We start from the raw sequence: 14,418 nt of genomic DNA, 5'->3' as shown, positions 1-14,418 counted from the left end.
ACTCGGCCGGTATCCAGGATGGCGACGATGCGTTCCTTTCGAGCCCTTCTGCTCGGCGCGGTCATGATCTCGACCCCGCTGGCGGCCCTGGCCCAGGCGGGGCCGCCTGATCTTACCAGCAAGGTCGATCCCTTCGTCGGGGTCGACGGCGGTGGAGTGACCGGCGGCAACACCGTGCCGGGCGCCGGCGTGCCGTTCGGCTTCGTTTCGCTGAGCCCCGACACCACCAACGCCGACACCAACGGCTACGACTCCAAGAGCCCGATCATCGGCTTCAGTTACACCCACGTCAGCGGCACGGGCGGCTCGGGCAAGTACGGCAACTTCCGGGTCACGCCGACGGTGGGCCCGCTGAAGCTGAATCACCTGCATTTCGGCAAGACCGACGAGCAGGCCTCGCCCGGCTACTACGCGGTGGGCCTGGGCAACAGCGAGGCCGAGCGGATCCGGGTCGAACTGACGGCCTCGCGCCGGGTCGGCTTCCAGCGCCTGACCTATCCGGCCAATGCGCAGAGCCAGCTGATCTTCGACGTCAGTTCGGTGGTGGCCATGCGCGGGCGCGGCCAGCGCGTGCGTCTGGCCAAGGTGGAGCTGATCGACGACCACACCCTGGCCGGCGAGGTCACGGTCGAGGGCGGCTGGAACCCCACGCCCTACACCCTCTATTTCCACGCCGTCGTCGATCGCCCGGCCAAGGCCTTCGGCTCGTGGACGGCCGGCCAGGGCTGGTTCGAGGCCAAGCCCGGGAAGGGCCGCGCCGAGGGCGGCTCGCAGGTCAAGAGCACGGCCAACCGCCAGGGCCTGATGATCGAGTACGACACCGAGCGCGAGTTCTCCAACCGCCTGGGCGCCTGGCTGACCTTCGACACCACCACCGACCGCCAGGTGCAGATGAAGCTGGCCGTGTCGTTCGTCAGCGCCGACCAGGCCCGCGCCAACCTGGCCGAGGAAATGCCCGGCTGGGACTTCGACGGCTATCACGAGGCGGCCAAGACCCAGTGGGCCCAGGCCCTGGCCAAGATCCAGGTGCAGGGCGGCAGCGACGAGCAGCAGCGGATCTTCTATTCCGCCCTCTACCGCTCCCACACCATGCCCCACGACCTGTCGGGCGAGAACGTCTGGTGGAAGTCGGACGAGCCTCACTACGAGGACTTCTACACCCTGTGGGACACCTTCCGGACGCTGCATCCGCTGATGACGGTGATCCAGCCGCAGCGCCAACGCGACATGCTCCGTTCCCTGATCGACACCTACAAGCATACCGGCTGGATGCCAGACTCCCGCATCGCCGGCGCCAACGGCATGACCCAGGGCGGCTCGAACGGCGACATCCTGGTGGCCGACGCCGTGGTCAAGAAGCTGGGCGGTTTCGACCTGCCCCTGGCCTATGAGGCGCTGCGCAAGAACGGCGAGGTCGACAGCGACCAGCCCTTCCTGCAGGGCCGGGTGCTGAAGGACTACCTGAAGCTCGGCTACGTGCCCTTCACCGAGACGCGCTCGGCCTCGCGCACCCTGGAATACGCCTATGACGACTACGCCATCGGCGTGGTGGCCAAGGCCCTGGGCAAGACCGAGGACGCCAAGCGCTACATTGCGCGCTCGGGCAACTGGAAGAACATCTGGGACGACAGTCTTGGCTGCGTGCGGCCGCGCTATCCCAACGGTGAATGGGTCGAAAACTACAGCTGCACCTACGAATATCCCGACCGCTCGGGGCCGTGGTGGGACGCGGTGTTCTACGAGGGCAACGCCCTGCAGTACTCGACCTATGTCCCGCAGGACGTGGCCGGGCTGATGGCCAAGACGGGCGGCGCCAAAGGGTTCGTGACCTGGCTCGACCACCTGTTCGACGGCCACTATTCGCAGGGCAACGAGCCCGACATCCTGGCGCCCTACCTCTACATCCACGCCGGGCGGCCCGACCGGACGGCCGAGATCGCCCGCCAGCTGATGGCCAAGCACTATCGCGCCACCCGCACCGGCCTGCCGGGCAATGACGACGCCGGCGCGATGTCGAGCTGGTACGTCTGGAACGCCGTCGGCCTCTATCCGAACGCGGGCCAGCCCTACTACTACATCGCCTCGCCGGTGTTCACGCGCAGCGCCATCGCGCTGGAAGGCGGCAAGACCTTCGTGGTCTCGGCGCCGGCGGCGTCGGAAGCCAACCGCTACGTGACGGCGGCCAAGCTGAACGGCAAGTCGATCGACCGGGCCTGGATCACTCATGACGAGTTGGCCAAGGGCGGTGTGCTGGAGCTGACCATGGGCCCAGCCCCGTCCGCCTGGGCGACGACGTTCACGGCGCCGCCGAACGGGCTTTGAAGCGCATCAATTTTCGCCTCTGAGGTCGTCATCCCGGCCGTAGCGCGCAGCGCGTAGAGCCGGGACCCAGGGGTCGCCGCAATGCGCCGGCGACCGCTCGGGCGTTCGACCCCGCCGCTGCGCCCAGTCCCCCTGGGTCCCGGATAAGCGCTACGCGCTTTCCGGGATGACGAACTATTTGGCCTCAGTGGTTCTCGTGCGTCGCCACCTGCTCGGGAACGACCAGACGCACCCGGTCCAGACCCACCCGGCCCACGCGCGCTGTCACCACCACCGTATGCCGCCCGGGCGACAGCGACGGCCCGACGACAGGCTTCAGCAGGTTGTCGAGCACGCCCTCGGCCCAGGCCGGCGAGCCAACCTTGCGCGGCAGGGTCACGCGCTCAGCCGGACCGTCGTCGATGCTGACGTCGAAGGCGATGTCCTGGGCCTGGCCGTCGGGGAAGATCGGCAGGACGCCCAGTTGCACGCGGCGGCCGTCGGCGGTCGCCACATCGACCGCCAGGGTCAGGGTGGCGCCGGGCGCATCGGCCAGCATGACGCCGCGCCCGCGACCAACGCCCTCGACCAAGCGCCAGCCAGTGTTGGCGGCGAAGGCCTCGGCCTCGACGATTGGCGAATTGGCCGGCGCATTGCCATCGACCACGGCCAGGAACGCCGCCGGATCGGAGACGAGGCCAAGGCTCGGCGTCGGGATCGGACGGGCGCGGTAGATCCGCCACTGGCTGTCGGCCGGCTCTTCCGGCATCAGCCAGCGCCACTTGCCGCCGGCGACCTGGTTGTTGAACTTGTCGGTCAGAGCCGTGATCTCGGCCTGGGCCTCGACGGCCGCGCCGCCGGCCGAGCGGGCCATGGACTGCTGCTTGTCGACCAGTTCGTTGTACCGTTCGGCCGCGAAGAACCGCATGTTGGCGGCGGCCGAGACGCGGATCGGGAATTCGACCAGCTCGAACCAGGCATCGGCCAGTTGCGGCGGCACGTCGGCGGTCGCCGCCTTGGTGTCGGCCGTCAGCTTGCGGAAGGCACGCAGGCGGTCGTTGACCTCGTCGGGGGTGTAGCTCGACAGGTGGCGGTTCTCGGCCTGGGGCTGCCATTCCAAGTGCTCGGGCCGGCGCTCGAAGTTCAGGCGGTAATAGGCGTCGAGCAGGTCGGCCGCCTTGCCGCCGAGGGCGGGGCCGAACGCTCGGCCCGTCCAATCGGCCAGGAACTGACGCTGGGTCTTGCCCCGCCAGCGGTCGATGTCCCAGGCCATCTCCAGGAAGTGGCTGGCGCCGATCTCGGCCGGCTTGATGTCGCCGACATTGGCGATCCAGACGCTGCGCGCGCCCCTGTCCCAGGCATGGATCATCTCCTCCTGGACCAGGGCCGGCGGCGTCGTGCCCAGCCACAGATAGGCCAGCGGATAACCCAGATAGGACAGGTGGTAGTAGACCCCCGCCCCGCCCCTGCGGCCGGCTTCCTCGGCGCTGGGGAACTGGCGGATGTAGCCGAAATTGTCGTCGGGCCAGACGATGGTGACGTCGTCGGGCACCTTCACCCCGGCGCGGTAGATCTCCAGCACCTCCTTGTAGGGCACGAAGATCTGCGGAACCTTGGAGACGTCGCCCGGCACGTTCTTGGCCAGGACCTCGCGCTGGTCGGCGATGATCCTGTCCAGCAGGGCGACCTTCTCCTCCATGGTCTTGGGGCCGACCATGCCGGTGTCGTGGATGCCGCGCATGCCCAGGGTCCAGAGGCTCTCATAGGGGCCGTTGGCCTTGGCGCGCTCTTCCCAGTAGGCCTTCACGCCCTCGGGATTGGTGGCGTAGTTGAACTTGGCGGGGTCGTCCTTCCACTCGCCGACATTGTTGCGCAGCATGGCCTCGGCGTGGGACGAGCCCATGACGATGCCGTACTCCTCGGCTAGCTTGGCGTTCTCCGGATCGGAATTGAACGGCGCGGTCGTGTGGTGCATGGCCGGCCACAGGGTGTTGGCCTTCAGCCGCAGCAGCAGGGTGAAGATCCGGCGATAGGTCTTGGGACCGATGTCGCCGCGCTCGGGATCGAAGGTCTTCACCGCCCACGGATAGAGGCCCCAGTCCTCGTCGTTGACGAAGACGCCGCGGTAGCGAACCGACGGCGGGCCGAAGCGATGGACGCCGGCGGCGACGAACAGCTTGTCGCGATGAGTGGGCGTGACGTCGGCCCACCAGGCCCAGGGCGACACGCCCATGGCCTGCGCCACCTCGTAGACGCCGAAGGCCGTGCCGCGCCGGTCGCCGCCGACCACCACCAGGGCCTTGTCGACGCCGGGCGCCGGACGGTCGACCGAGGCGATGACGAAGCTCTCCCAGGCGCCGGAGAGACGCGAGACGTCGATCTTCCGGGCCTTGACCAGAGCGTCGATGATTTTGCTGTGGCCCAGGGTGCCGACCAGGATGGCCGTCTTGCCCGAAGGAGCCTCCGACACGGCCGCTTGCTGGCCGGTGACGGTCTTGAGGTCTTCGGCCAGATCGTCGGCGGCGTGGCGCACGACGGTGGCGTCGGCGGGATCGACCACGATCGTCGGCGCCCTGCCCGTCTCGACCAGCACGAAGCCGCCACGCGAAAGGCTGTCGGTGAAGATCGCGCCAGCCTCGCCGCGTCTCTGGGCTTGGGCGGCCTGGACGGCGCCGAGGCACAGCACGAGCGCCAGGGCGCCGCGCCAGATCGACTTCGACATCTTCATAGGCCCGGGCCTCCCTACGCGTGGCGGGTCTTGTACTGGATAGGACGGCGACGGCGCGCCAAACCTCAACGGCAGGCGGTCCCGGCGATCAACTCGACCTCGGAAACCTCGATCGCCTTGCCGGCGGTCAGCTCCAGGCGATAGCGGGCATAGGCCTTGGCGGTCTTCAGGTCGAAGCTGCGCGTGGCGTGGCGATGATCGAAGCGCTCGCCGCGCCGCTCGTCGAGCTTGACCCAGCGCTTGCCGTCGAAGCCGCTGAACCGCCAGGCGGTCGGATCGGCCGCCTTGACGCCGACGCTGACGGTATAGGCCTTCAGGCAGGTCGCCGCGGGACGGATGAACGTCGCCGACTGGCCAGCCGAGGCGGTCCAGGCCGTCGAGGTCTTGCCGTCGACCAAGACTGGCACGCTGGCCTCGCTGGCCAACACCGCGCCGTCATAGGCCCACTGGCCGGGCTTGTCGCTCATGGTGAAGCTCAGCACGCCGCCGGCCAGCACCTGCGCCTGGGTGATGAAGGGACCGGCCAGCGGCTTTCCGTTCAGGCTGGCGGCGGCGATGTAGGGACGATCGGCCCCGGCATTGGCCGCTACGACCTCCAGCGACCGCCCGCCCTCCAGGTGCAGCACACTGCGCGGATGGCGCGGGCCGTGCAGGTAGAAGAGATCGCTGCCCAGCTTGGGGAACAGGCCCAGGCGGTTGAAGACGTAGTTGGAGCTCATCGCGCCCGCGTCCTCGTCGCCCGGATAGGCGGTCGCGGTGAAGTGCTTGAACACCTCGCCCGACCAGTAGGACGACAGGTCAGACCGGCCCAGGGCATGGAACAGCCAGGGGGTGGCGAAGGACGGCTCGTTGGTGATGTCGATCAGGCCAGCGTCCAGGGCGTGGTTCAGGCGCTCGTTGAAGCGCACCCGGCCGCCCATGGCCTCGATCAGGCCCGGCAGGTCGTGCAGCACGCCGTAGGAATAGATCCAGGCCGTGCCCTCGTAGTAGCCGACATTGTTGTGGACCTTGCCGTCCCAGCCGAGCTTGGGGTCGATGTCCTGGAATTTGCCGTCCGGATAGCGCGGCATCAGGAAGCCCGCGAAGCCGTCGCTTTCGGTTTCGGGATTCCAGATCTTGCGCCAGTTGGCCGAGCGCTTCTGCAGGACGCCCGCCTCGTCGGCATGGCCGGCCTTGGCGGCGACCTGAGCGGCGAAATAGTCGTTGAGCGCGAAGCCCAGGGTCGAGGAGCCCGACTTGGCGCGCTGGTTGTTTGGCTCGGGGCTGCGATCGCCGACCCCGAAATACCCGCTTTCCAGATAGCGTGGCCGGCGGCGCTCGAAGGCGTTGAAGTGGGTCAGCCGCCAGGCGTCGTTCCAGTTGACGCCCGCAGCCCCGCGCAGGGCCGCCTCGCCCAGCACGTTGTCGACTTCGTCGCCCCCCTGCCCCACGTGATAGTTCTGGCCGCCGATGATGGCCGTGTCGGCCGCGCCGAACTTGTCGAAGGTGTGGATCAGCGAGTTGATGTTGGCCGCGTAGTCGCTGGGGCGCAGCACCGACATCAGCGGAAACAGCGTCCGGTAGGTGTCCCACAGGGTGTAGTGGTCGTCCCAGTTGGGGCGGCCCAGTTCCTTGGCCGACTGGTCCAGGCTGCGGTCCCGGGGATGGGTCGAGGCGTGGTAGAAGGCCGTGTAGAATCGGCGGGTCTGGGCCTGGTCCAGGCCCGAGACCTCGATCTCGCCCAGCCGATCGTTCCAGGCCGCCTGGGCCTGCTGGCGGACGCGGTCGTAGTTCCAGTCCAGGATCTCGCGGTCCAGCAGGGCCTCGGCCGTCTCGGCGCTGGTGAATGACACCGCGATCTTGACCAGCAGCGGCTTGCCGGCCGTCGTCTTGAAGGTCTGCCAGGCGCCCAGGCGCTCGTCCGGACCTGTCTTGCCCTCGGTCGCGCCCGCGCGACGCTCGGCCTTGTCAAAGACGCCCCAGGCGACGGGCTTCTGGTCGAACTTGGCGACGAACCAGATGTCGATCAGGGCCGGGTTCCAGTAGCCCTTGGCCTTCACGTGGCCGACGATCTTGCCCTCGGCCGGATAGAGCTTCACGTCCGCCTGCTCCGAGGCGACGAGGCCGCCGACCTTGCGGGTGACGTCGAACACCAGCTGAGCCTGGTCGGTGTCGGGATAGGTCAGGCGATAGATCGCCGCGTAGTGGGCCGGCGTCGCTTCGACCTTGGTGTCGTAGCGGCTCAGCCGCACCGAATAGGCGTCGGCGGCCAGCACCTCGTCGGCCTTGGGCGACAGGTGAGCGGTCTCGTCGAATTCCGGCTGGCCCACCTGTGGCGACAGCAGGAACGTGCCGTAGGTGGTGACCCCGCCCGACCCTTGCGAATGCAGTTGCGCGAAGCCGCTGATCGGCTCGGCGGCGTTGTAGCCGGCGTTGCTGGGATTGGGCGTCTCGGGCGAAGGATGGATCGAGCCGTTGGGCAGGGTCGGCCCGGGAATGGTGTCGCCTTCGTTGTCGTTGCCGAGGCCGACCTCAAGGGCGGGAAGCTTGTAGAGGGACTGGGCGGGGGCGGCCTGGGCGATCGGGCCCGCCGCCAGCGCGGTCGTGGCCAAGAGAGTCGCCAGCAGGGTGGAAAATCCAGCGCGTAGTCCCGGCATCGAAATCCTTCCGGTCTCAGGCCTTCCGCGAGTCACCCGACAGGCGCCGCGGAAGAGAAAATATAGCCGGTCCACGGAGGGACCGGCTATCGAGTGCATCACTGGGGGAAGTGAACTTTAGAACGTGGCGCGCGCCGTCAGGGTAAAGGTGCGGCCGTCGTAGTCGACCCAACGCGAGACTTGGTAGTCGTTCTCGTATTCGAAGCGGACCGCGTCGGTCAGGTTGTAGGCGTCCAGCGAAACGGTGAGCTGGTCGTTGACGTTGTAGGACGCCGACATGTCCAGCTGGCCGCGCGGCTTCACCGAACGCGAGCCGCCGCTGTAGGTGCCGTTGGCGTTCAGGTCGTAGGCCGAGCGATAGTTGTAGACCATGCGCACGCCGAACTTCGGCGTCTCGTAGTAGCCGATGACGTTGACGTTGTGCTTGGAGATGCCCGGGAACGGAGCGATCGAAGGGCTCTTCGACGTCGTGTAGGCGTAGTTGAAGCTGCCGCCGAAGTTCTTCCAGAAGCCCGGCAGGAAATCGAGGTTCTGCTGGATGTTGAACTCGACGCCCTCGACGGTGGTCGGCTTGTCGAGGTTGTAGGCGCCGCTGGCGTTGACGTGCACCTGCTTGGTGGTGCTGCTGAGCGCGGTGGCCGTGCAGTAGGTGCCGTCCCACGACAGGGCGCCGAAGCCCCAGGTCGAGCCGTCGGCCGGGCACAGCAGCGCCGGATCCGAGGTCGAGGCGATGCGACCGGTGATGTTCTTGCGGAAATAGGCCAGCGAAACCAGGCCGTTGGGGCGGTTGTACCACTCCAGCGACAGGTCGAAGGATTCCGCCAGATAGGGCTTCAGCTTGTTGTTACCGATCTGCACCGAGACGTCGTAGACGTTGACGCTGCCCGAGGTCAGGCTGGTGTTGAGGATCTGGGTCGGACTGACCTTGGTCGACGGCGAATACTGGCGCGGGTGCGGGCGGACATAGGTCTTGTAGTAGGCGCCGCGCAGGATCAGGTCGTCGGTGACGTCGGCCACGAAGATCGCCGACGGCAGGAAGTAGTCGTACTTGTTGACGTACTTCTCGGTTTTGAAGGCCGTGGACGAGCCGATCGAGTCGGTCGGCGCGGTCGTGCGGTCCAGGGTCGTGATGGTGTTCTTGGTGTCTTCGTAGCGGCCGCCGAAGTTGCCGCGCAGGCCGTGACCGAAGATCTCGGTGTCGTACTTCGCCTGGATATAGAACTGATTGATATCGTTCTCGTTGGTGAAGTTCTTGTCGTAGTAGCTGCTGTCGGCGTACTGGATGTTGAAGCCCTGGGTCGACAGTCCGCCGCTCTGATAGGCGGTGACCGGGCGGACGGCGTTCAGGAACTGACGGATGTTCAGCACCTGCCAGTTGCGATTGTAGCTGCCGCCCTTGCCGCCCATGAAGTCGTCGACGAAGGGCGACGTGATCATCATGCTCGAGGTGATGTTCTGCAACTGCGCGCCGTAGGCGTAGACGCGGTAGCCGGTCGACACATACTTCTCGCGCTCCAGGCGCACGCCGCCCTGGATGCTCTTGATCGGGCCCAACTGCGTGAAGCGCTCAACGTCGAACGCCGCGCTGTTCAGCTCGTTCTCGGCGAAGCTCTCGGTGCCCTGGATCTGGATCTGGTTGGTCGAGTTGGCCTTGGCGCCGTTGTTGTAGAACGACGTCGGGTCGGAAGTTCCGCCCCAGGTCCAGGTCTGGCCGGTGGTGATCGAGTTCTGCGGGTTGGGCGAGGTGCTGTAGATGAAGTTGCCGATGTCATCGAGGCCGGTGGTCAGCGAACCGGTGACGCCGTTGCCGCCTGCGCGGGTGTAGTTGGCGACATCGACCTCGGTCTCGACCGAGGCGTTGTAGCCCGACGACAGGGTCAGGGCGGCGGCGACGCGCCAGTCCTCGTTCTTCCAGTCGAAGGTGCCGAGCAGACCGTCCGACTTCTGGCGCTGTGAATACAGACGGGTCGAGGACAGCGCGTTCATGTTGGCGAACGTGTAGCTCTGGTACAGGTAGCGGCCGTCGTTGGTCTTCACCGGCGTGCCCGTCGGCGTGATCACAGTGCCCGCGCCGGCCGTGGACGACGGCAGGACGGTGTTGATCAGGAAGTACTGGACGGTGTCGGGCAGGTTGCGATCGGTCTTGAAGCCGATCAGGCCGATCTTGGTGTCGTCGTTGGGGCGCCACTCGACGCCGGCCGTACCCGACCAGACCTCGCCCACGTTCATGCGGGTGTACTGGCGGATCTGGCTGTTGGCCCAGACGCCGTTGCTGCTGGTCGAACCGGTGTTGCTGGTGGTGTAGGCCGCGGCCTGCGCCTGGGTCAGCCCCAGGGCCTGGCCCAGCGAGCGGCAGTAGGACGTCGCGCTGGTCGGGCAGGCCGTGGGCGAATAGTACTGGCCGTAGGTGGCGTTGAACTGGCTGGCCGTCAGGCCCGTCATCGCCGACGTCAGATAGTCGTAGCTGTTGAGACGGATCGTATCGCGGCGGAAGTTCTCTTTCTTGTAGGCCAGGGTGCCGAACACCGCGAGATCGTCGGTGATGTGCTTGTTGTAGCCGATGGTCGCGGCCGGCGCACCCAGGCTGCCCAGGGTGTTGTACTCGTAGGACGCCTTCATGAAGCCGCCGTCCTTGCGCGACAGCGCCGGCGCGATCTGCAGATCGACATTGCCCGACAGGCCGCCCGAGACGGTGTTGGCCATCGGCGACTTCTGGATCACGAAGGCCGAGAAGATGTCGGAGTTGAACGCGCCAAGCGGCGAGCCCTGGTTGTCGCGCAGCAGCGCGGGGCCGGCGAACGACTGGCCGTTCAGCGTGTTGCGGGCGTATTCGCCGGGCATGCCGCGCAGGTTGATGGTGGCGTCGCGGCCTTCGGCCTCGCGGTTGATCTGGACGCCGGGAATACGCTGCAGGGCCTCGCCGACGTTGAGGTCGGGGAAGCGGCCCAGGCCGTCGGACGAGATGCCGTCGGTGATTTCAACGGCGTTCTTCTTGGTGCGAACGGCGTCGGCGTAGCTTTTCTTGAAACCCGTGACGACGACGGTGTCGACCGTGTCGTTCTGGGTCGCGGCGGCTTCCTGGGCCATGGCGAGCGCCGGCAGGCCGCCCATGACGGTGGCTGACAGAAGCGCGATCTTCAGGACGCGCATCGAGCTGATCTTGGACTTCAATTTCGTTCCCTCCTCGTTATGGCCCGCCGTCTTGCGTGACAGCTTTTCAGCCAACCCCTCTCGCGGTACCGGTCCCAGCAATCTTGCGATTGGCCAGGGCAATGTGGAGATAGAACCCACACGGCGCCGCGCCCGTAAACCAACGACGATCAGTTTGATATCGCTGGCTTTTTTCGTATTGTTAAATTGATTTGTATATTATTTTCCCGAGACAATCTAGAAAATATTTTTCGGAATTGCAAATTGGTCAGGCCAAAATAGATAGGTCGCAACCAGCGGTGACAGCGCCTCACCTGAGCGTTGAGCGCAGCCGGACTGGAAAAGCGACGCGGGCTGAACGAGGCTCGGGTCAGGGAGTGAGTGTAATGAAGGCAAGCATGATGGCGGGCGCGGCCTGGCTGGCGATCGGCCTCGCCGCCCAGGCGGAGGAAGCGCCCCGAGTCGATCCGGTGCAGGTGGACGCCTCTCGTCCCGACTGGGAGAACCCAGCCGTCAACGCCCGCGGCAAGATGCCCGCCAGCGCCAGCCACTTCCCGTTCGAAAGCAGAGCAGCCGCCCTGGCCGGCGACATGACCAGGTCGGCCCGCTATCTCAGCCTCGACGGCCAGTGGGCCTTCCACTTCAGCCCGTCGTCGGACGACGTGCCCAACGGCTTCGAAAAGTCGGACTACGACGCCTCTTCCTGGAAGAGCATCAAGGTGCCGGCCATGTGGCAGGCCGAAGGCTACGACCAGGCCCGCTACAACAACATCACCTATCCGTTCCCGGCCAACCGGCCGCTGATCCCGCACGCCACCAACCCGGTCGGCTCCTACCGCCGCACCTTCGAGGTCCCGGCCGGCTGGAGCGGCCAGGACGTCATCCTGCACATCGGCGCGGCCGGGGCGGCCTACCGCGTCTGGGTCAACGGAGCGGAGGTCGGCTACTACGAGGACTCCAAGCTGCCGGCCGAGTTCGACGTGACCAAGTGGGTCAAGCCCGGCCAGAACCTCGTCGCCATCCAGGTGCACCGCTGGGCCGACGGCTCCTACCTCGAGGACCAGGACTTCTGGCGGGTCTCGGGCATCGAGCGCTCGGTCTATCTGAAAGCCGTCCCGCAGGCCCGCACCAGCGACGTCTTCGTCCACGCCGGCCTCGACAGGGCCTATCGCGACGGGGTGCTGAGCACCGAGCTCTCCCTGACCGCCCGCAAGGCGCCGCTGACCGCGCGGATGACTCTGCTCGATGGCGACAAGGAAGTCCTCAAGACCGAGACCAAGGTCGCGGCCGGCGCCGCGCGCACCGTCTCGCTGAACGCGACCGTCCCCGGCGTACGCCAATGGACCGCCGAGACCCCGAACCTCTACACCCTGCTGGTCGAGTTGCTCGACGCCAAGGGCGAGGTCGTCCAGGCCACGCCCCAGCGCATCGGCTTCCGCACCGTCGAGATTAAGGACGGCCGGGTGGCGGTCAACGGCCGCCCGATCGTCATCCGCGGCGTCAATCGCCACGAGCACGACCCGGAGACCTTCCACGTTATCTCCGAGGCCTCGATGCGTCGCGACATCGAGCTGATGAAGAAGGCCAACATCAACGCCGTGCGCACGGCCCATTACCCCAACGCCGAGCTCTGGTACGCCCTCGCCGACGAGTATGGCCTCTACGTCATGGACGAGGCCAATATCGAGAGCCACGCCTATATGGGTTGGGGCAACGCCGATCCCGACCAGCGGGCCAAGCGCCAGATCGGCTTCGATCCGGCCTGGGAAAGCGCCCATGTCGACCGGGTGATCAACATGGTCGAGCGCGACAAGAACCACCCCTCGGTGATCTTCTGGTCGCTCGGGAACGAGGCCGGCATCGGCCAGAACTTCGAGAAGGCCGCCGCGGCCGCCCGCAAGCGCGATCCCAGCCGCCTGATCTCCTATCTCGGCTGGGGCGCGCGCCCCTGGGAGCACGTGCCCAACACTTACGTCGACATCTACGCCCCGATGTACGACGACGTGACCAAGATGGTGGACTGGGCGACCGACCCCACCCGCACCCAGCCGATGATCCAGTGCGAATACGCCCACATGCAGGGCAATTCGGGCGGCAATCTGAAGGACTACTGGGACACCATCTACAGGTACGACAAGCTGCAGGGCGGCTTCATCTGGGACTGGGTCGACCAGTCGATGTACCGCTACACCAAGGACGGTCGCCGCTATTGGGGCGACGGCGGTGAGTATGGTCCCAATCCCGGCGGCGAGATCGAGTTCGGCGACGGCGTGATCCAGCCGGACCGCACGCCCAATCCCCAGTTCTACGAAGTCCGCAAGGTGCTCTCGCCGATCCAGTTCGGCGGTTTCGATCCGGCGACCGGCAAGCTGACAGTGACCAACCGCCACGACTTCCGCGACCTGTCGGGCTTCGACTTCGAGTGGGTGCTGGAAGGCGACGGCGTCGAGGTCGCCTCGGGCGCCCTGCCGGCTCTGTCGACCAAGGCTCGGGGCGTCGAGACCCTCACCCTGCCGCTACCGGCGATCGCGACCAAGCCGGGCGTGGAATATCTCGTCACCGTCCGCGCCAAGGCCAAGGCAGGCGCCGTGCCGATGACCCCGGCCGGCTTCGTGGTCGGCTGGGAACAGTTCGCGGTCTCCGCCACGCCCAAGCCGGCCATCGCCCGCTCGGGCGCGGTGGCGCTCGCGGACGGCAAGGACGCCGTCACCCTTTCGGCGGCCGGCGCCACGCTGAAGATCGATCGCGCCACAGGCCTCGTCACCGCCTACAGCAAGGACGGCGTCGTCCTCGCCAAGGGCGGCCAGCCGAACTTCTTCCGGGCCGAGACCGACAACGACGCCGGCACCGGCCTGTCGGCCCAGCAACGCCCCTGGCAGGTGATGACCCAGCAGCGCCAGTTGCGCTCGGTGACCACGCGCGCCACCGCTGACGGCGCCGATGTGGTCGTGACCTATGGACTGGGCGCGGGCGCGGCGAAGTTCGTCACCACCTACGCCATGGCCGGCGACGGCTCGGTGGCGGTGACCGGCGACCTCACCCCGCTGAAAGACGACCTGCCACCCCCGGTGCGCGTGGGCCTGTGGTTCACGGTCCCCTCAAGCCTCAAGACCGTCGAATGGTACGGCCGCGGCCCGCACGAAACCTATGTCGACCGCTACACCTCGGCCCCTATCGGCCTTTGGCGCGGCGCGGTGGCCGACCAGAACCACGACTACATGCGGCCCCAGGACACCGGCAACAAGATCGACGTCCGCTGGCTGGAACTGTCTGGGAACGGCCAAGGCCTGCGGGTCGCCGGCGACAAGCCGCTGATGACCACCGCCCTCGCCTTCCCCTACGAGGACCTCTATCGCCGTCCGCCAGGGACCTGGAAATCCACCGACATCGTGCCCCACGGTGACGGGACCCTGCTGGTCGACGCCGCCCAGTGGGGCATTGGCGGCGACACCACCTGGAACGGCTTTGGCCTGCCGCACATGAAGTACCGCACGCGGCTGGAGCCCACCCGGGTCAGCTTCCGCCTCGAGCCGTTCAGCGGCGACGGGACGACACCCGACAAGGCCCATCCCGCCGAAGCCACGCCGCCGCAATAGCCGTCCG

4 protein-coding genes and 1 pseudogene are annotated in these 14,418 nt (G+C 66.9%); 2 read left to right on the top strand and 3 right to left on the bottom strand.

From position 1 onward, the window contains the following. The first annotated feature begins 18 nt into the window (after positions 1-18). Positions 19-2,322 (top strand): GH92 family glycosyl hydrolase, encoded by a 2,304-nt coding sequence (locus AC2YHT_RS16590; RefSeq protein ID WP_487290882.1) that lies wholly within the window; start codon positions 19-21, stop codon positions 2,320-2,322. A 184-nt stretch (positions 2,323-2,506) separates the two neighbouring features. Here AC2YHT_RS16590 and AC2YHT_RS16585 read toward each other — a convergent pair. From AC2YHT_RS16585 to AC2YHT_RS16575, 3 genes and pseudogenes are all read right to left on the bottom strand, one after another. Beyond that, positions 2,507-4,933, bottom strand: a pseudogene (locus AC2YHT_RS16585) (glycosyl hydrolase 115 family protein); the annotation flags it as partial. 161 nt (positions 4,934-5,094) lie between these two features. Continuing rightward, entirely contained in the window at positions 5,095-7,665 is a 2,571-nt protein-coding gene (locus tag AC2YHT_RS16580) for a GH92 family glycosyl hydrolase (RefSeq protein WP_487290881.1), read from the bottom strand. Positions 7,666-7,782: 117 nt separating this feature from the next. After that, positions 7,783-10,815 (bottom strand): TonB-dependent receptor, encoded by a 3,033-nt coding sequence (locus AC2YHT_RS16575; protein WP_487290940.1) that lies wholly within the window; start codon positions 10,813-10,815, stop codon positions 7,783-7,785. Positions 10,816-11,201: 386 nt separating this feature from the next. Here AC2YHT_RS16575 and AC2YHT_RS16570 point away from each other — a divergent pair, with 386 nt between their 5' ends. Further along, positions 11,202-14,411 (top strand): glycoside hydrolase family 2 TIM barrel-domain containing protein, encoded by a 3,210-nt coding sequence (locus AC2YHT_RS16570; protein ID WP_487290880.1) that lies wholly within the window; start codon positions 11,202-11,204, stop codon positions 14,409-14,411. Positions 14,412-14,418: the final 7 nt, after the last annotated feature.

The sequence above is a fragment of the Caulobacter sp. SRI_008 genome (assembly GCF_057586355.1).
This window is presented reverse-complemented; position numbering and strand designations above follow the sequence as displayed.

Bases quoted from the DNA above. Each gene is read 5' to 3' on its own strand.
- AC2YHT_RS16590 (WP_487290882.1), top strand. From the start codon at position 19: ATGGCGACGATGCGTTCCTTTCGAGCCCTTCTGCTCGGCGCGGTCATG.
- AC2YHT_RS16580 (WP_487290881.1), bottom strand. From the start codon at position 7,665: ATGCCGGGACTACGCGCTGGATTTTCCACCCTGCTGGCGACTCTCTTG.
- AC2YHT_RS16575 (WP_487290940.1), bottom strand. From the start codon at position 10,815: ATGCGCGTCCTGAAGATCGCGCTTCTGTCAGCCACCGTCATGGGCGGC.
- AC2YHT_RS16570 (WP_487290880.1), top strand. From the start codon at position 11,202: ATGAAGGCAAGCATGATGGCGGGCGCGGCCTGGCTGGCGATCGGCCTC.